This window comes from Paracidovorax valerianellae, assembly GCF_900102625.1.
GTDB classification, from domain to species: domain Bacteria; phylum Pseudomonadota; class Gammaproteobacteria; order Burkholderiales; family Burkholderiaceae_C; genus Paracidovorax; species Paracidovorax valerianellae.
Genome location: NZ_FMZC01000003.1, coordinates 91,562 through 110,278 on the forward strand (window position 1 = coordinate 91,562; position 18,717 = coordinate 110,278).

General features: G+C 68.3%; 17 protein-coding genes. 1 reads left to right on the forward strand and 16 read right to left on the reverse strand.

The window, feature by feature from the left end; translation table 11 throughout:
- The 3 genes from folE to BLT03_RS05700 all read right to left on the reverse strand — a co-directional run bounded on the left by folE (position 1) and on the right by BLT03_RS05700 (position 2,827).
- Positions 1-726, reverse strand: coding sequence for a GTP cyclohydrolase I (gene folE, locus BLT03_RS05690; protein ID WP_092741961.1), 726 nt, complete (start codon positions 724-726; stop codon positions 1-3).
- Positions 727-846: 120 nt separating this feature from the next.
- Positions 847-2,067: a cardiolipin synthase ClsB gene (gene clsB / locus BLT03_RS05695; RefSeq protein WP_092741235.1), complete on the reverse strand. Its 1,221-nt coding sequence runs from the start codon at positions 2,065-2,067 to the stop codon at positions 847-849.
- 19 nt (positions 2,068-2,086) lie between these two features.
- Complete coding sequence (locus BLT03_RS05700) at positions 2,087-2,827, reverse strand: endonuclease/exonuclease/phosphatase family protein (protein WP_092741237.1); 741 nt, start codon at positions 2,825-2,827, stop codon at positions 2,087-2,089.
- A gap of 130 nt (positions 2,828-2,957) precedes the next feature.
- Here BLT03_RS05700 and BLT03_RS05705 point away from each other — a divergent pair, with 130 nt between their 5' ends.
- Entirely contained in the window at positions 2,958-4,727 is a 1,770-nt protein-coding gene (locus BLT03_RS05705; RefSeq protein ID WP_092741239.1) for a response regulator, read from the forward strand.
- Positions 4,728-4,740: 13 nt separating this feature from the next.
- Here BLT03_RS05705 and nudB read toward each other — a convergent pair whose 3' ends face one another.
- The 13 genes from nudB to BLT03_RS05770 form a co-directional block, all read right to left on the reverse strand.
- Positions 4,741-5,211: a dihydroneopterin triphosphate diphosphatase gene (gene nudB / locus BLT03_RS05710; RefSeq protein ID WP_434802331.1), complete on the reverse strand. Its 471-nt coding sequence runs from the start codon at positions 5,209-5,211 to the stop codon at positions 4,741-4,743.
- Positions 5,208-7,895, reverse strand: coding sequence for a chemotaxis protein CheW (locus BLT03_RS05715; protein ID WP_245711257.1), 2,688 nt, complete (start codon positions 7,893-7,895; stop codon positions 5,208-5,210). Before BLT03_RS05715 ends, nudB begins: the two co-directional genes overlap by 4 nt.
- Before the next feature lie 281 nt (positions 7,896-8,176).
- Entirely contained in the window at positions 8,177-8,989 is an 813-nt protein-coding gene (locus BLT03_RS05720) for a CsgG/HfaB family protein (protein ID WP_092741245.1), read from the reverse strand.
- A gap of 96 nt (positions 8,990-9,085) precedes the next feature.
- Complete coding sequence (gene aspS / locus BLT03_RS05725) at positions 9,086-10,900, reverse strand: aspartate--tRNA ligase (protein WP_092741247.1); 1,815 nt, start codon at positions 10,898-10,900, stop codon at positions 9,086-9,088.
- A gap of 81 nt (positions 10,901-10,981) precedes the next feature.
- The gene (locus BLT03_RS05730) at positions 10,982-11,602 is read right to left on the reverse strand and encodes a DUF502 domain-containing protein (RefSeq protein WP_092741249.1); all 621 of its coding nucleotides are present in this window, start codon (positions 11,600-11,602) and stop codon (positions 10,982-10,984) included.
- Between the two features lie 13 nt (positions 11,603-11,615).
- Positions 11,616-11,957, reverse strand: coding sequence for an FmdB family zinc ribbon protein (locus BLT03_RS05735; RefSeq protein WP_092741251.1), 342 nt, complete (start codon positions 11,955-11,957; stop codon positions 11,616-11,618).
- 61 nt (positions 11,958-12,018) lie between these two features.
- Positions 12,019-13,470 carry a high affinity choline transporter 1 gene (locus BLT03_RS05740; protein WP_092741253.1) on the reverse strand — a complete coding sequence of 484 codons (1,452 nt, stop codon included), beginning with the start codon at positions 13,468-13,470 and terminating at the stop codon, positions 12,019-12,021.
- An 85-nt stretch (positions 13,471-13,555) separates the two neighbouring features.
- Positions 13,556-15,121 (reverse strand): ubiquinone biosynthesis regulatory protein kinase UbiB, encoded by a 1,566-nt coding sequence (gene ubiB / locus BLT03_RS05745; RefSeq protein ID WP_092741255.1) that lies wholly within the window; start codon positions 15,119-15,121, stop codon positions 13,556-13,558.
- A complete protein-coding gene (locus BLT03_RS05750) occupies positions 15,118-15,684 on the reverse strand; it encodes a hypothetical protein (protein WP_092741257.1) in 567 nt (188 codons plus the stop codon). Before BLT03_RS05750 ends, ubiB begins: the two co-directional genes overlap by 4 nt.
- A gap of 78 nt (positions 15,685-15,762) precedes the next feature.
- The gene (locus BLT03_RS05755) at positions 15,763-16,788 is read right to left on the reverse strand and encodes a Tim44 domain-containing protein (protein WP_092741259.1); all 1,026 of its coding nucleotides are present in this window, start codon (positions 16,786-16,788) and stop codon (positions 15,763-15,765) included.
- 53 nt (positions 16,789-16,841) lie between these two features.
- Entirely contained in the window at positions 16,842-17,573 is a 732-nt protein-coding gene (gene ubiE / locus BLT03_RS05760) for a bifunctional demethylmenaquinone methyltransferase/2-methoxy-6-polyprenyl-1,4-benzoquinol methylase UbiE (RefSeq protein ID WP_092741261.1), read from the reverse strand.
- Positions 17,574-17,694: 121 nt separating this feature from the next.
- Entirely contained in the window at positions 17,695-18,141 is a 447-nt protein-coding gene (locus BLT03_RS05765; protein ID WP_092741263.1) for a gamma-butyrobetaine hydroxylase family protein, read from the reverse strand.
- A gap of 131 nt (positions 18,142-18,272) precedes the next feature.
- Positions 18,273-18,704, reverse strand: a complete 432-nt coding sequence (locus BLT03_RS05770; RefSeq protein ID WP_434802332.1) for an HIT family protein — start codon at positions 18,702-18,704, stop codon at positions 18,273-18,275.
- Between the last annotated feature and the right edge of the window lie 13 nt (positions 18,705-18,717).

The following is an 18,717-nucleotide window of genomic DNA, read 5'->3' on the forward strand; positions in this document are numbered from 1 at the left end:
TCAGGTCCTTCCGGGAATGAGCGAGAGGAATTCGCGGCGCAGTGCGGGGTCCTTGAGGAACACGCCGCGCATCACGGAGTTGAGCATCTTGCTGTCCATCTCGCGCACACCGCGCCAGGACATGCAGAAGTGGCTGGCTTCCATCACGATGGCCAGGCCGTCGGGCTGGGTCTTTTCCATGATGAGGTCGGCCAGTTGCACCACGGCCTCTTCCTGGATCTGCGGGCGGCCCATGACCCAGTCCACCAGCCGCGCGTATTTCGACAGGCCGATGACGTTGGTGTGTTCGTTGGGCAACACGCCGATCCAGATCTTGCCCATGACGGGGCAAAAATGGTGGCTGCAGGCGCTGCGCACGGTGATCGGGCCGACGATCATCAGCTCGTTCAGGTGCTCGGCGTTCGGAAACTCGGTGATCGGCGGCTGCTGCGCGTAGCGGCCGTTGAAGACCTCGTTGAGGTACATCTTGGCCACGCGCCGCGCGGTGTTCTGGGTGTTGTGGTCGGTGGCGGTGTCGATGACCAGGCTGTCGAGCACGCCCTGCATCTTGGTTTCGACCTCGTCGAGCAGCTGCTCCAGCTCGCCGGGTTCGATGAACTCGGCGATGTTGTCGTTCGCATTGAAGCGCTTGCGTGCCGCGGCCAGCCGTTCGCGGATTTTGGTGGAAACGGGCGTGCCCTCTTCGGGCGGCGCGTCGTTCGAGTCGGCGGCGAGTTGTCTGAACATGGGCGGCATCGTACCAGCGAATGCCCGCCATGGCTTGCTGAGTGTTTTTGGCCTCCAGCGCATATTCCCCTAGGGGGTATAGCTATTAAAATAATAGCAACATCCCGAGGCTGCGCCGGCTCAGTAGCGGTTGCCGGTCACCCAGAGCGCGGCCCGCATGATGGCGAAGGCGATGCGGTCCAGCGCGCGCTGGCGCCAGGGGCGCTCGGCGTAGGCGCGCGGGTCCATGGGCTGGCCCGCGTGCTCCATGGCGTGCACCAGGCGCTCGCGCAGGTCGGCGGCGAAGCCCGCATCCTCGATCACCACGTTGGCCTCGCGCGCCAGCAGCAGCGACAACGGATCGAGGTTGGACGAGCCCACCGTGGCCCAGGGGTGTTCGCCCAGCGCATCCACCACCGCCACCTTGGCGTGCAGGAAGCTGGGCGAGTATTCGTGGATCTCCACGCCGGCCTTGAGCAGCGCGCCGTACACGGGCCGGGCCGCGTGGTACTGCATGAAATATTCGTAGCGGCCCTGCAGCAGCAGGCGCACGCGCACGCCGCGGCGGGCGGCCAGCACCAGCGCGCGGCGCAGCTTGCCGCCGGGCACGAAGTACGCGTTGGCGATGATGATCTCCTGCCGCGCATTGCCGATGGCGCGGCGGTAGGCCCGCTCGATGCGGCTGCGGTTGCGCAGGTTGTCGCGCAGCAACAGCGCCGCGCGCATGCCGGGGCCGGCGTCCGCCGTGCGCTCCTGCGCGCGCCGGGCGGCGCTGGCCGCCCGCAGGTGGCGCAGCGCATCGGCCAGGCGATGGCGGCGCGCATCGCGCACGGCTTTGAGGCGCCACCAGATCTGCTCCATGGCTTCGTTGGCCTGTTCCACCAGCCGCCCCTCGACCCGCACCGCGAAGTCGAAGCGAGGCGCTTCCAGCACGCCGTGGTTGGGGTCGTGCAGATCGTCCAGCACGTTGATGCCGCCGCAATACAGCACGCAGCCATCGACCACGCACAGCTTGCGGTGCAGCCGGCGCCAGCGGCGCGGCAGCAGCAGGCCCAGCCGCCCGACCGGCGAATACACCTGCATCTGCACGCCGGCCGCCTCGAAGCGCTCGGGCCAGGGGCCCGGCAGCGTGCCGGTGCCCACGCCGTCCACCACCAGGTGCACGCGCACGCCGCGCTCGGCAGCGCGCACCAGCGCCTCGGCGATGCCGGCGCCGGTGCCGGTGCAATCGAAGATGTAGGTCTCGAACTGGATGTCGGACAGCGCGGCGTCCATGTTCGCCACCAGCGCGGCGAACAGTTCTTCCGATCCCTGCAGCAGGCGAACGCGGTGGTCTCCCCCCAACCCGGCGGATTGCGACATGGTCAACGCCCCCCGCGGTTCACAGGCGGAACTCGGCGATCAGCGGCAGGTGGTCCGACATGCGCCACCAGATGCGCCCGCGCGGCACGTGCAGCCCGAGCGGCGTGAGCCCGCGCACATAGACGTGGTCGAGCTGCACCATGGGCAGGCGCGCGGGGTAGGTGAAGGTGCGGGGCGCTTCTTCGTATTCGTACAGCCCGCAGGCCGCTAGCGCGCGCTTGACCTGCAGGCCCCAGTCGTTGAAGTCGCCGGCCACCACCAGCGGCTCGTCCGGCGGCACCTCGCGGGCGACGAAGCGCTGCAGTTGCGCCACCTGGCGCACGCGGCTGCCGGGAATGAGGCCCAGGTGCACCACGATGGCGTGCACGCGGCGGCCGTGGATCTCGACCTCGACATGCAGCAGGCCGCGCTGCTCGAAGCGGTGGTCGGAGATGTCTTCGTGCCGGTGCCCGATCACCGGCCAGCGCGTGAGCAGCGCGTTGCCGTGCTCTCCGTGTCGGGTGACGGCGTTGGTGCGGTACACGGCCTCGTAGCCCTCAGGGGCCAGGAACTCGGCCTGGGGCATGTCGGGCCAGCGCTGGAAGTATTGCTGCTCGCGGCGGTGCATCTTGCGCACCTCCTGCAGGCACACGATGTCGGCATCGAGCTGCTCCACCGCGTGGCCCAGGTTGTGGATCTCCAGGCGGCGGGCGGGGCCGAGGCCCTGGACCCCTTTGTGGATGTTGTACGTGGCGACGCGCAGGATGTCGGAAGATTCCATGGCGCGATTGTGTCGCAGGCGCGCGTCGCTTCGGTGTCAGCCGGGCAAAGGGCCGCTTTTCCTCACGCGTGCGGACGGGCCGCCGCCTACACTGTGGACTTTGCTCCACCCGGGATCCGCGCGCACTGCCATGGCCAACGCCAAAGAACCAGACTCCACGGAATCCCAGGCGCTGGTGATCGACAGCAACGCGACCTCGCGCAGCATCCTGGTGGCGCAGTTGCGCGAATACGGCATCCAGCGCGTGGTGCAGTGCAGCCGGGTGCAGGACGCCCGCAGCCGGCTGGAGCACACCGTGTTCGACTACGTGCTGTGCGAGCAGTATTTCGCCGAATCCGGGCAGTCGGGCCAGACGCTGCTGGACGATCTGCGGCGCGCGCAGATGCTGCCGTTTTCCACCGTGTTCTTCATGGTCACCGCCGAGGCCTCGTATGCCGCGGTGGCCGAGGCGGCCGAATCCGCGCTGGACGGCTACCTGCTGAAACCCTTCACGCCCAGCGCGCTGTTCGAGCGGCTGGGCCTGGCCCGCCTGCGCAAGACGCACCTGCGCCCCATCTTCGACGCCATCGGGCAGGAAGACTTCGAGGCCGCCGCGCAACTGTGCGTGGAGCGCTTCGAGGCGCGCAAGCCGTACTGGCTCTATGCCGCGCGCATCGGCACCGAGCTGCTGCTGCGGCTGGCGCGCCACGACGAGGCCCGCACGCTGTTCGAAGCCGTGATCGAGGCGCGCGCCCTGCCCTGGGCCAAGCTCGGCGTGGCGCGGGCGCAGATCGAATCCGGCCAGGCGCCCCGCGCCATCACCACGCTGCAAGGGCTGATCGGCGAAGACGCCTCGTTCGCCGATGCCTACGACGTGCTCGGGCGCGCGCAGGTCGAGATGGGCCATTTCGACGACGCCATGGCCACGTACCGCACGGCCAGCAGTCTCACGCCCGACTCGGTGGTGCGCCAGCAAAAGCTCGGCATGATGGCCCACTACATGGGCGACCGCGAGACGGCGGCCAAGGCCCTGTCGCGCGCGGCGGTGCTGGGCATCGACTCCAAGCTCTTCGACTACCAATCGCTCGTGCTGCTGGCCTTCTCGCACTCCGCGGGCAATGACCGCAAGGGGCTGGAACGCTGCATGGCGGATTTCGCCCGCATTCTGGAGCGCCATGGCGACAGCCGGCGCGTGCAGCGCTTCAGCGAAGTCGTGCGCACGCTGCAGCAGATCCAGCAGCGCCAGTTCGCCCAGGCGGTGGCCGAGGTGCGCGCCATGGCACGCGAGATCGGCAGCGGCGATTTCGACTACGAAGCCGCCTGCAACCTGAGCAGCCTGCTCGCCGTGCTGGCCGCCACGTCCATCGACCTCAGCGAGGGCGTGGCCTGGGTCACCGCCATCGGCATGCGCTACGCCAACACGCGCGGGCTGTGCGAGCTGATGGCCAACGCTTGCCAGGCCTATCCCGACTATTCGGACATCGTTCGCGGCTGCCTGCCGCAGATCAACAAGACCGCCGAGAACGCCGTGGCGATGAGCCTGGCCGGCGACCCCGGCGGCGCGGTGGCGCAGCTGCTCGAAAGCGCACACACCACGCTCAACACCAAGCTGCTCGACATGGCGCAGCAGATGCTGACCCGGCACGCCGCGCGGTTCGACGACGCGGCGGGCCGGCAGGAAGCCATCGATGCGCTGCGCGCCCGGTGCGGCACCACCACGCCGCGCGCAGTGCTGGGCCAGGCCACCGAGCGCAAGCCGGGCGGGCTGTTGCTGCGCGTTTCCAGCGCAGCCACTGCGCCCGTTCCGCCCGGCATGCCGGGAGGCGCCGGCAACGGATCGCTGCCTTCCACGTCCTCGCCGTTTCCATCGGCCGCCGAGCCGGCCGACCTGGCCGCAGTGCTGCGCCTGCGGCCGATGTAGCAGCGCGCCCCGCTCAATCGGGCGGCGCGAACCGGGGCAGCATCAGGCACGCCTCGGCGTTGGAGGGTGAAAAGCAGGCCAGCGCGGCATCGCGCCACGGCAGCCACCGCCAGGCCACGTGCTCCCGCGGGCTCAACACGACCGGTGTGCCGGGCGGCACGCACAGGCCGAACAGCCGCTCGCGGTTGCGCACCACGCCCGGGGCGTAGCGGTGCCGCCATTGCGGCCAGATGTCGTACACGTTCTCCAGCGCCCAGTCGGTGAGCACGCAGCCGGTTGCGCGGGCGTCGATGCCGGTTTCTTCCTGCACCTCGCGCACCGCCGCGTCCTCGAAGGGCTCGTCGGGCCAGTCCTTACTGCCGGTGACCGACTGCCAGTGGTCGCCGCCGCCGGCGCGGTGGATCAGCAGCACCTCCAGCGCCGGCGTGTGGATCACCACCAGCACCGATTCCGGAATCTTGAAGCCGCCGGGCAAACCCGTCACGCCGCAGCCGCCAGCAGGGCCTGCAGTTCCTGCGGGGGCGCATCCACCAACGCACCCGCCGCGCACTGCTGCAGCCATTGCGGCGAGATGCGGCAGAGCATGGCCCGGCCGGGCGACTGGCTCGCCGTCGCAGCGGTCGCCACGGGTACCACCGCATCGACCAGCGCCGGCGCGCCGGCTGCCGTGCCCACACTGACCGGCTGCAGGGTACGCCGGTCCAGCTCGAGGATGGCGCCGAGCGCATCCACGCGCAGCGCGAACTCCTGCACACGGCCATCGTCCAGCGTGGCGCGCACCACCACGATCTGCCGGTTCGGGTCGCCCCCGCGCGGCGCCGGCACGGGCGCCCCGCCCTCGGTGGGCGCGATCAGGCTGCGCAGGTCCACCACCGGGCAGACGCGCTGGCCGATCTGCGCCAGGCCGAGGAAAGGGGCCCGCAGACCGCCCGCGTGCAGCACGGTCACGTCGGGCGCGGCCTCCACGACCGAGGCGGATTCCAACCCGAACCACTGCGCGCCCATGCGAAACGATGCGAGTTGTACGCCATGCGCCGCGTCGGCCCGAACCCCGGGCTGCGTGGACAGGGCCGGCGCCAGCGGAACGGCGGCGTGGTGCTGGCACACGTGGCGCAACACCGTGCAGCCCAGGCCGTGGTCATAACCGTCCTGCGCGCGGAATTCTCGGTAGCCTTGGCCGCGCGCGAAGCCCAGCGCGTACAGGTGGGGGCCGAGCACCGCCATGCGGGACTCCGCGTGGCCCGCTGCCAGTTCGGGCAGCGCCGCCACCACTGCGTCGCCTGCCGCGCACACCACCGCGCCTTGCGCGTCCACGAACGCCAGAACGTCCTGCGGGCCTGCGCCCACGGCGCAGTCGGCCAGGATGGAAGACAGCTGCTCCGCCGCGTCCCACACGATGGCGATGCCGCCCAGCAGCGGCCCGGCAGCGCTGCGGCTGCCAGCGCCGGTGCGGGCCTCGGTGTGTCCGGCCGTGCGGCCGTCGCCCCTCACCGCCGCGGCATAGACGAATGTCGGGCCCTGGCCGTAGAAACGGCTCGGCCCGTAGCGGCTCACCACGTAGCCCTGGCTGCCCTGAAGGCGCAGGCAGCGGCCCACCCATTCCTCGTCGAGCTGGGCACCCACGTGCTCGGCCTGATCGGGCCGCGACACGGCCACCACGCGGCCCTCGCGGTCGAACAGCACCAGGCTGGCGTACACCGTGTAGAGCCGGTTGATCTCCTGCAGCACCGCCGTGGCCTGGCCGCAGCCGCGCGTGCCCGCTTCCAGCGTGCGGGCGAACTGCGGCGTGAGCGCCCACCAGCGGCAGTCGTTGGCGCGTTCGTACAGGTTGCGGTCCAGGATCTGCATCGCCAGCGAGGCCCGGCCCCGCGCATCGCTCAGCAGCGATCGCATCACGACGCCGTACAGGTCCTGCAGCGCGCCGGCAAAGGCCAAGGCAGTCTTTCGGGCAGTCGCACCGATCTCGGACAGCAGGGTCTTGGCGAACTGCAGTTCACGCGGCACCGCGGCATCGCCGCCCAGCTGGTGCAGGTCCAACAGGCCGTTCCACACCGACCGTTCGAGCGCCGACTGGATGGCGGCCGAGCGGCCGGGAATGTCGCGCAGTTCCTGCGACAGCACGTCGGCATGGCCGGCCAGCTCGACGGGGAAAGCTTCGGCCGGGTCTTGCGCGGCCTCGTCGAAGGCCACGTCCAGCGGCAGCAGCGCCACACCGCGCCAGCCCGGCCCCGCATAGCCCTGAAACCCCTGGGTATCGCGCACGGCCATCAGGTAGCGCCGGCTGGCGTGGCTGACCGGCTGCACGCCCGCCGCCGCGGCCTGCGGCAGCTTCCAGCCGGATGGCAATTGCAACGGGTCGCTGGAGACGAGCACGCGGCCCTCGGCGTCCACGAGCGCCAGGACCGCATCGCCGCCCTGGCCCGGCAGCGCGCCGCCGTCCTGCACCGAATCGAAAATGGCCGGCATCTCATCGGCCAGCTTGAACTGCAGGCACAGCACGCCCACGGGCTGGCCCTCAAAGTCGACCCGGCGGGCGTACATGAGCGTCTTGCCGGCCTCGCCGCTGAAACCGTGCACCGCGTAATGCTCGGCATAGGGCGCATGGCTTTGCAGCACCGCTTGCAGAAAGGCGCGATCGGCCTCGGCCTGCGGTGCCGGTGTCAGCGGCTCCACCGCCTGCAGCTGGGCGCACGGCCGGCCCGCGGTGTCGAACAAAAAGATGTTGCCGTACACCGTGTACTTGTCGGCGTACTCGCGCAGGCGGGCTTCGATGGCGGGGCGGGTTTCCGGCGAGGGATCGCCCAGGAAGGCGGCCACGCCCACGTCGGTGGCGAAGAACCCGATGTCGGCCGTGCGCTCGAAGAGATTGCGCACCAGCACGTCGATGCACACCTGGGCGCGCGCCGCGATGTCGGCAATGCGGTTCTTGAGGGCCTCGCCCGCGAGGCCGCGCAGCAGGTCGGCCGACAGCGCGGCGAAGTCCCTGCGGGCCTGCGCCAGGTCGGCGCCGGAAGACGCCTTGGCGGACAACAGCGACAGGGAAGACAGCAGGGACAGGTGGTCCCACGCGTTCTCGACCAGTCTCAACTCTTGCCGCTGATGCTGCGCCGCAGGCATGTAGCGCAGCCACTGCTCGGGGGCGGCCGTGAAGGGAGACGCGTGAGACACAGGAAGTCCTTTTGCCTGGGCGATGGCCCAGATTGTGATGCATGCCCCAAGGGCGCTGCACACCGTCGGCATGGGGGTTTGCCCTCTGCCGCACAGGCTGGCTGGACGGATTCGACCGTGTCGGCCGACCCTCCGCAGCGCGCGGTGCGATGCGCCTGCCGTGAGCACGATGCATGCCACCTGCCCGGCGCCGTCACTGCCGGGGGTGGGCTCGATGCCATGCCATCCCGGCGCCAGCCGGCTCCGTGCCGCCCGCCTCTACAGCCCGCCGGCACGCCCTCTCAGCCGCCCGAGGCTTTGCGCGCCGTCGCCACGGGGGGTGGCATTTCCTTGGCCTGCAGCGCGCGCACTTGGGTGACCAGCTGGTTGTGCGCATCGAGGAATGCCGCCGCGATCACCTTGCCCTCGTTGGTGTTGCTCCAGCCGGCGCCTGCCGCGCCCCCCAGCTTGCCGAACACCAATCCACCGACGCCCAGGTCGGTGGAGCGTGCCGCGCCCGTGGATGCCGCCACCTGTTCGGTGGTTTCGTTGTCCGACAGCAGCAGCGCGGTCTGGGCTTCCTTGAACTTCACCTGTTCGACCAGGCCCGCCAGGCCCGCGATGTCGCGCAGCACCGGAATCATGGCGATGACGCCGGACAACCCCCGGCCCGCATCCTGCTCGCTGAACGTCAGGCTGGGAGTGAGCGTGTACTGCGCCTCGTAGCCCCGGCCCTTTTGCACCGTGGAGTTCTTGCGCAGCACGCCCGCGTCTTTCAGGTCCTGCTCCTGCACCGTGCCGCGCAGGCCCGCCGAGCGGTCCACGACGCGAAAGCAACCGCTTTGCTGCGCCAGCAATTTGACCAGCGGCACAGGCGAGGCAGGCAGCTGGTAGCCCGAGCCCATGATGTAGCCGTTGGGGTTTTCGGCCAAGGCCAGCGTGGCCACGGGCGCGTCGCACCGCACCAGTTCGCGCGCCGCGTTCTTCGCGCCTTCAGGGCCCGCCGAGCCCGAGACGACCGATCCGCCCTGCCCCAGTTCGGTCTTCTTTTCGCCACAGCCAGCCAGCGCGGCCACCAGGGCCAGGGCCAGCCAAGTCATTGCACGGATTTGCATAAAGGCCTCTTCCAAACGAAAAACAAAAAAGCGGCAGGAACATGACGCTCCTGCCGCTTCGAGTGGGACGGTTTCAACGAACCCCGCTCATCCGGATCAGACGGCCTTGACGGCGTCCGGGTTGCGCAGGCGGATGTGCAGCTCGCGCAGCTGCTTTTCATCCACGGGGCCGGGGGCCTGGGTCAGCAGGTCCTGGGCACGCTGGGTCTTGGGGAAGGCGATCACGTCGCGGATCGACTCGGCGCCGGTCATCAGCGTGACGATGCGGTCCAGGCCGAACGCCAGGCCGCCGTGCGGAGGCGCGCCGTATTGCAGGGCGTCCAGCAGGTAGCCGAACTTGTTGCGCGCTTCCTCGGGCGTGATCTTGAGGGCGTCGAACACCTTCTGCTGCACGTCGGCCCGGTGGATACGGACAGAACCGCCGCCCATTTCCCAGCCATTGAGCACCATGTCGTAGCCCTTGGAAATGCACTTTTCGGGCGCGGTGACCATCCAGTCCTCGTGACCGTCTTTGGGCGCGGTGAAGGGGTGGTGCACGGCCGTGTAGCGCTGCGACTCTTCGTCGAACTCGAACATCGGGAAGTCCACCACCCACAGCGGCGCCCAGCGGCTTTCGAACAGGCCGTTCTTCTTGCCGAACTCGCTGTGGCCGATCTTGATGCGCAGCGCGCCGATGGCGTCGTTGACGACCTTTTCCTTGTCGGCGCCGAAGAACAGCAGGTCGCCGTCCTGGGCGCCAGTGCGCTGGAGAATCTCGGCAATGGCCGCGTCGTGGATGTTCTTCACGATGGGCGACTGCAGGCCATCGCGGCCCTTGGCCAGTTCGTTGACCTTGATGTAGGCCAGGCCCTTGGCGCCGTAGATCTTCACGAACTCGGTGTAGCCGTCGATCTCGCCGCGCGACAGGCCGCCGGTTTCACGCGCGCCGCCGGGCACGCGCAGGGCGACCACGCGGCCGCCCTTCATGTTGGCGGCGCCGGAGAAGACCTTGAAGTCCACGTCCTTCATCACTTCGGTCAGCTCGGTGAATTCGAGCTTCACGCGCAGGTCGGGCTTGTCGGAGCCGAAGCGGAAGGCCGCTTCCTGGTACGTCATGACCGGGAACTCGCCCAGGTCCACGCCGATGGTGTTCTGGAACACCGTCTTGATCATGCCCTGGAAGATGTCGCGGATCTCTTCTTCCGTGAGGAAGGAGGTCTCGATATCGATCTGGGTGAATTCAGGCTGGCGGTCGGCGCGCAGGTCTTCGTCGCGGAAGCACTTGGTGATCTGGTAGTAGCGGTCGAAGCCCGCCACCATCAGCATCTGCTTGTACAGCTGGGGCGACTGGGGCAACGCGAAGAACTGGCCGTCGTGCACGCGGCTTGGCACCAGATAGTCGCGCGCGCCTTCGGGCGTGGACTTGCCCAGCATGGGGGTTTCGATGTCCACGAAGCCGTTGGCATCGAGGAACTTGCGCACTTCCATCGACACGCGGTAGCGCAGCATCAGGTTGCGCTGCATGTAGGGGCGGCGCAGGTCCAGCACGCGGTGCGTGAGGCGGGTGGTTTCCGAGAGGTTTTCCTCGTCGATCTGGAACGGCGGCGTGACGGACGGGTTGAGCACGTTCAGCTCATGGCACAGCACTTCGATCTTGCCGCTCTTGAGGCTGTCGTTGGTCGTGCCTTCGGGGCGCTCGCGCACCAGGCCCTTCACCTGCACGCAGAACTCGCTGCGCACGCCCTCGGCGGTCTTGAACATCTCGGCGCGGTCGGGGTCGCACACCACCTGCACATAGCCTTCGCGGTCGCGCAGGTCGATGAAGATCACGCCGCCATGGTCGCGGCGGCGATTTACCCAGCCCGACAGGGTGACGGTTTGGCCCAGGAGGGCTTCGGTGACGAGACCGCAATAGTGGGAACGCATGGCCATTGGAGAGTCTTCCTGCGCCCTCGTGGAGCGCGACAAAGGTTTTGCGCGCGCCCGCAGCGAGCGGGCGTGCGACGAGGGTGTTTATCGGGAATCGGGCAGCGTGAGGTCCGGGGGCGCAACCACCCCCATGGAAACGATGTACTTGAGGGCCGCATCGACGCTCATCTCCAGCTCGATGCAGTCGCTCTTGCGCAGGATCACGAAGTAGCCGCCCGTCGGGTTGGGGGTGGTGGGCACGTACACGCTGACGTATTCGTCGCGCAGGTAAGCGGCCACTTCACCGCTCGGCGTGCCGGTGATGAACGCCACGGTCCACACGCCTTCGCGCGGCCACTGCACCAGCACGGCGGTGCGAAAGGCGTTGCCGCCTTCGGAAAAGAGCGTGTCCGACACTTGCTTGACGCTGGAGTAGATCGAGCGCACCACCGGGATGCGGCTGACCAGGGCATCGCCCCACTCCACCAGCTTGCGCCCCGCGAAGTTGCTGGTGAGCGCACCCACCACCAGCAGGATGCCCAGAGTGAGCAGCACCCCGAAGCCCGGGATGTGAAAGCCCAGCAGCTTGTCGGGTTGCCAGGCGCCCGGCAGGATCTGCAGGGTCTGGTCGAGCGTGCTCACGATCCAGTTCAGTACCCAGGCGGTGATGACGCCGGGAACGATGACCAGAAGGCCCGTGAACAGCCATTTGCGCAAAGCGGACATCAGCGGCCGTTCTTCAGTTCTTCTTGGTGTCGGAGCTGCTGGCGGCCGGCGCCGGGGCAGGCGCGGGAGCCGCCGCTTCCTTCTTGGGGGCGCTGTCGCCGCCGGACGCTGCGGCAGGCGCCGCGCCGTCGGAGGCCGCCGCATCGGGCTTGGCGCTGCCGGCGCCGCTGTTGCCGCCGCGGAAATCGGTCACGTACCAGCCGGAGCCCTTGAGCTGAAAGCCGGCGGCGGTCACCTGCTTGGAGAAGGCTTCGGCCCCGCAGGCCGGGCACACCGTGAGCGGCGCGTCGGACATTTTTTGCAGCACATCCTTGGCGTGGCCGCAGGAACCGCATTTATAGGCATAGATAGGCATCTTGAGCGTGTGCGATGGAAAGTGCAAAACCTTCAATTATAGGCACGCGCCTCGAGCCCCCTCACGCCTGTTCCGCCCCTACCACGGGGTGGTGCGAAGCGCGCACGTTGCGCAGCCCCTGCGGTGCCAGCGAGCCGGCCAGCATGCCCACGGTGGCGGCCAGCACGCCCGCCAGCTGCGCCGGGAACACGGCGCCCATAGGCGTGGCCAGGAACAGCAGCCAGGTGGACAGGCCCGCTGCGATCGCCAGGAGGGCGCCCTGGGTCGTCGCGCGCTTCCAGTAGAGGCCGAAGACCAGCGGCACGAAAGCGCCCACCAGCGGCACCTGGTACGCGCCCGACACCAGTTCGTAGATCGACGTGCCCTGCATGTGGATCGAATAGGCCAGCACGAAGGCGCTGAACACCAGCGTGCTGATGCGCATGGTGCGCAGGCGGTCGCGGTCGGTGCCGTTCGGGCGGAACTGCCGCCAGATGTTTTCGGTGAAGGTAACGCTGGGCGCCAGCAGCGTGGCCGACGCGGTGGACTTGAGGGCCGACAGCAATGCACCAAAGAAGAACACCTGCATGATGAAAGGCATCTTCTGCAGCACCAGGGTGGGGAGCACCTTCTGCGGATCGTCCTTGAGCAGTTCGGCCGTCTCGGCGGGCATGATGATCAGCGCGCTGGCCACCAGGAACATCGGCACGAAGGCGAAGAGGATGTAGCAGATGCCGCCGATCACCGGGCCGCGGGTGGCGGCCTTGATGTTGTTGGCCGACATGACCCGCTGGAACACGTCCTGCTGCGGAATGGAGCCGAACATCATGGTGATGCCGGCGGCCACGAAGAACAGGATGTCGTGCAGCTTGGGCTCGGGCAGGAAGCGGAACAGGTCGCGGCTGCTGGCCAGCTCGATCACCTTGTCGGCCCCGCCCGCCATGTTGCCAGCGAACACAGCGATGATGGCCAAGCCGCCCACCAGGATGATCATCTGGATGAAGTCCGTCACCGCGACCGACCACATGCCGCCGAACAGCGTGTAGGCCAGGATGGAGACCACGCCGATCGTCATGCCCATCGGAATGCCGATGGCCCCGCCGGACAGCAGGTTGAACACCAGCCCCAGCGCGGTGACCTGGGCCGACACCCACCCCAGATAGCTCAGCATGATGATGAGCGAGCACACGACCTCGACCACGCGCCCGTAGCGCTCGCGGTAGTAGTCGCTGATGGTGAGCAGCGTCATGCGATAGAGCCGCGCCGCGAAGAACAGCCCCACCAGAATCAGGCAGAAGCCCGCGCCGAACGGGTCTTCCACCACGTTGCCCAGCCCGCCCTCGATGAACTTCGCCGGAATGCCCAGCACCGTCTCGGAGCCGAACCACGTGGCGAACGTGGTCGTCACGATCATGTAGAGCGGCAGATGCCGCCCGGCGATGGCGAAGTCTGCCGAGTTCTTCACCCGCCGCGCCGCCAGCAGGCCGATGGCGATGGTGATCAGCAAATAGACAATGACCAGGGTCAACAGCACGGCATGCTCCTCGTATGTCGCGTAGGGAGAAGAAAGGAAGAGGAAGAGAGAGGCGGAAAAAAGGGATCGAGTAAAACCGAAGCGCCTAGAAGAGCCGCACGCGGATCAGCAGCTGCATCGCCAGCAGCCCCAATACAAATCCCATGCCACCGTAGATCAGGCTCTGCAAAAGCCGGTTGGTGCGCTTCTGGGCGGCCAGCAGTTCCAGCAGTTCACGCCGGTGGTCGTGCGGCCGTTCGCGCAGGTAGCCGTGCAGCAGGCGCGGCAGTTCCGGCAGCATCTTGGCAAAGCGCGGCGCTTCGGCGCGCAACTCGCGCCACAGCCGCTGCGGGCCCATCTGGTCGAGCATCCACTTTTCAAGGAACGGCTTGGCGGTGCTCCACAGGTCCAGATCGGGGTCGAGCTGGCGACCGAGGCCTTCGATGTTGAGCAGCGTCTTTTGCAGCAGCACGAGCTGCGGCTGGATCTCGACCTGAAAGCGCCGCGAGGTCTGGAAGAGCCGCATCAGCACCATGCCGAGCGAAATCTCCTTGAGCGGGCGGTCGAAGTACGGCTCGCACACGGTGCGGATCGCCGCTTCCAGTTCGTTCACGCGCGTGGTGGGGGGCACCCAGCCGCTTTCGATGTGCAGTTCGGCCACGCGCTTGTAGTCGCGGCGGAAGAACGCCGTGAAGTTCTGCGCGAGGTATTCCTTGTCGAACTCGGTCAGCGTGCCGACGATGCCGAAGTCCAGCGAGATGTAGCGCCCGAAGGTCTCGGGCTCCAGGCTCACCTGGATGTTGCCGGGGTGCATGTCGGCATGGAAGAAGCCGTCGCGGAACACCTGGGTGAAGAAGATCGTGACCCCGTCGCGCGCCAGCTTGGGGATGTCCACCCCCGCAGCGCGCAGCCGTTCGATCTGGTTGATGGGCACGCCCTTCATGCGCTCCATCACCAGCACCTCGGCGTGGCAGAAGTCCCAGAGGATCTCAGGGATCAGCACCAGCTCGAGGCCCTGCATGTTGCGGCGCAGCTGCGCCGCGTTGGCGGCTTCGCGCACCAGATCGAGCTCGTCGTGCAGGTAGTTGTCGAACTCGGCCACCACCTGGCGGGGCTTGAGCCGCTTGCCATCGGCCGAGAGGCTTTCCACCCACCCGGCCATCAGGCGCATGAGGCCCAGGTCGTTCTCGATGACCGGCAGCATGCCCGGACGAAGCACCTTCACGGCCACTTCGCGCTCCACGCCCTTGCGGTCGCGCACGACCGCGAAGTGCACCTGGGCGATGGACGCGCTGGCGATGGGTACCCGGTCGAACGACACGAACACCTCGGCCAGCGGACGGCGGAAGGCGCGCTCGATGGTGGCCACGGCCACATCGGGATCGAAGGGCGGCACGCGGTCCTGCAGGCGGGCGAGTTCGTCGGCGATGTCGGGCGGCATCAGGTCGCGCCGGGTCGAAAGGACCTGGCCGAACTTCACGAAGATCGGGCCCAGCCGCTCCAGCGCTTCGCGCAGGCGCTGCCCGCGGGGGGCATCCAGATTGCGGCCGACCGACACGATGCGCGCCACCAGGCGCAGCCAGGGCTTTTGGAAGCTCGTCAGGACCAGTCCATCCAGCCCGTAGCGCAGCACCACCCAGACGATGGTGATGCCGCGAAAGAAACGCCTCATGGCGCGGAGCGATCAACGCCGCCGGCACCGCCCGCGGACGAGGCCCGGCGCGCGCCGACGAACTGGCGCAGCGCCTGTGCGGCGCGCCGGGCGACCGAGCCGACCGCATGGGCCGGCGCATCGCCGATCACGCGGGCCAGGTCCTCCTCGACGTCCCAGCGGACGTGGTCCACCAGCCAGTTGATCTCGGCCGCCAGCTGCACGTCGCCTTCGATGCGGATGCCAGGCTTGTCGCCGCGCAGCGCGGTCTGGGCCAGGGACAGGGGCGAGGTGTCGGTCACTTCCAGGCGCAGGTCCGGCACCAGGGTTTCGGGGGCCAGATCGAGCAGCCCCGCCGGCGTGATCTGCAGGGCCATCGAATACACGCGCCACTGCACGCGGGCCACCCGCCCCTTCTGGCGGACGAGGCGGTCCATGGCCTCGGGCTCCTGCATGAGCACATGGTTGAGGAACAGCACCATGCGGTGCTGCACCTCGTGCACCAGCCACTGCGGTGGCTGCGGGCCTGCGGCGATGCGCTCGAAAAGCCCATCCAGGAATGAAAAAGGGGACTGTGTTGCCATAGTCCCCGATTATTCCCCGAACTGGGCGCGGCACCGAGGGCTTTACCCCCGCGCCCGCCGCGCCATTGCGGCCGAGCCTTATTGCAAGGCTTGCACGCCGGCCACCAGCCAGCCGCTGTTGCCGGTCTTGGCCTTGGTCATGTTCCACACTTCGCGGAACGGGCTCGGGCCGGCCGAGAGCTCTTCACGGATCATTCCGGAGAACTCCACGCTGGCCATGTAGCCGTCGCCCAGGTCTTCGATGCCCAGCAGTTGCGCTTCCAGCATGACCACGTCGGTGTGGTTGGGCTGGCTCGCGCCGCGCAGCGACTCGCGCTCGCTCAGCTGGGTGCGGATCTCATCCACCATGCTGTCGGTCATCATCGAGCGCAGCGCGGCGATGTCCGAACGGTCCCAGGCGCCTTGCAGCGTGATGAAGTTGCGCTTGGCCGCATTCAGGAAGCCTTCGGTATCGAAGCCCTCGGGCACGCCCCAGTTCTGCGAGCCGGCCAGGGCCGAGCCAATCACCACGCCGGAGCCGCCGCCGCTCTGGCGGGAGGCGTCGAACGCCATGCTGCTGCGCTCGAACGGCCGGGCGGACGCGTCGTTGCCGACGTTCTGCGGGCTGTACTGGCGGGGCATCTGCGCCTCGGCGGGCGACGTGGCGCCGGCACCGGCCCCTGCGCCCTGGAAGGCGAAGGGCGAGTTGCCCGTGCCGCTTTCGGCAGGCTTGCGCGAACGCATGAACATGCGGAACACGGCGAACGCGCCGAGTGCCAGCAGCGCGATCAGCAGGAACTGGCCGAAGCCCGCGCCCAGGCCGAGCGAGTGGGCCAGCCAGGCCAGGCCCAGGCCCGCGGCCAAGCCGCCGAGCATCGCGCCCCAAGGCTTCTTGGCGGCAGCCGCAGGAGCCGCTGCCGCGGCGCCGGGCTTGGCGGCAGCAGCGCTGTTGACGTTCTGCGCGGGTGCGCCAGGAGCGGCAGGCGGCGGCGTGGCGGATTCGCGCTGCGTCACGTTGCTCGACTGCTTGCCGACGGACTTGCCGCCACTCATGCGGCGGGCATCCGCGTCGGCATGCACCATCACCATCATGGCGACCAGCGCCATGGACCAAATTTTCATCATGTCATCTCCAATTTATAGATCGGTGCCCGCTGCCAGCGAACACGCCAAAAGGCTCAGCACTTGATTCCAACATGCAAAGCAACGATTCCCCCCGTCATGTTGTGATAGTCCACATGCCCAAAGCCATTTTTCTGCATGAGGGTTTTGAGTTCTTCCTGGCCCGGATGCATGCGGATCGACTCGGCGAGGTAGCGGTAGCTGGCGTCGTCGCCCGCCACCATCTGGCCCAGGCGGGGCAGCACCTTGAAGGAATACCAGTCGTAGGCTTTCTCCAGCGGCTTGGCCACCTTGGAAAATTCCAGCACCAGCAGACGCCCGCGCGGCTTCAGCACGCGGCACATCTCGGCGATCGCCTGGTCCTTGTGGGTCATGTTGCGCAGTCCGAAGGCCACGCTCACCGCATCGAAATGGCCGTCGGGGAACGGCAGGCGTTCCGCGTCGCACACCAGCGTGGGCAGCACCACGCCGGCGTCGATGAGGCGGTCGCGCCCCACGCGCAGCATGGCTTCGTTGATGTCGGTATGCACCACCTGGCCCGATGCGCCAACCTTCTTGGCGAAGGCCTTCGCCAGGTCGCCCGTGCCGCCTGCGATGTCCAGCACACGGTTGCCCTCGCGCAGGTTGGCGACCATGACCGTGTAGGCCTTCCATGCGCGGTGCAGGCCACCGGACATGAGGTCGTTCATGACGTCGTACTTCGATGCGACGGAGTCGAAGACGCCGCGCACGCGGCGCGCCTTTTCTGCCTCGTCGACCGACTGGAATCCGAAATGCGTGGTGCTCATTCCGCGATGCTAGGCGCGCAGGCCCCGCTCGTACAGCGACAACCCCGCACCTGCATGGGGCATCTGTCGCAATTTGGACGCTCTGCACGCGCCCGATGAGCGCGCAGGTCCACCGCGGAGGTCAGTGGCCGCAGCCTCCGTGGCCATGCGAATGGCCACCCCCACCGCCGCCACTGCCGCGTTTGGCCGGCATCGGCGTGTCGCGGTCGGCGCCTGTTTCGGCCAGCCGGCGCAGGTAGTCGGCCCACAGCGCTTCCTGGCGCTGGCCGAGTTCGTAGAGGTAATCCCACGAGAAGATGCCCGTGTCGTGCCCATCGGAGAACGTGGGCTTGACCGCGTAATTGCCCACCGGCTCCAGGCCCGTGAGCGTGACGTGGCGCTGGCCGGTCTGCAGCACTTCCTGGCCCGGGCCGTGGCCCTGCACCTCGGCGGAGGGCGAATACACGCGCATCAGCTCGAACGGAATGCGGAAGGCCGCGCCGTCCGAGAACACCACCTCGAGCATTCGCGACGCTTCGTGCACCGTGATGGATTGCGGCGTGGGCGCGCCGGCTTTCAGACCTGCCATGAAAAAATCCTCTGTGCGTTTTGCGGGGTGCCTGCTGCGCGGCCCGGTGGAGCCGGCGCAGGAGCCTTTGCGGGATTGTCCCACCGGGCCCTCGCGGCCCCGCACGGGCTCCGCATCGGGCCCGCGCAGGCTCAGGCGAGTTGCGCCAGCCGTTCAGCCATCTCGGCCTCGGCAGCCGCCAGGCGCCCGGCCACTTCGGCCTCGCGCTCGGGCGCCCGCTCACGCTGCGCAGCCGCCCACACGGCGCCGGGAAAGTGGCTGTCCCACGCAAACCGGGCGATCACGTGCCAGTGCAGGTGCGGGACCATGTTGCCGAGCGCGGCCAGGTTGATCTTGTCCGGATGCAGATGGGCGCGCAGCGCGCTCTCCACTGCCGCCACCGCTTCCATGCAATGCACGCGGTCTGCCGGAGCCAGATCGGTGAACTCCGCCGCATGCGCCGCCCACACCACGCGGTAGAAGGCCGGAAAGCCCGCCTCCTGCGCGCGGATCACCCGCAGCTTGGGGCCGCGCCAGACCAGCGCGCCGCCATCGCCATCGCACAGCGGGCAGGGGCTCGACACGGAGGCCGCGCTG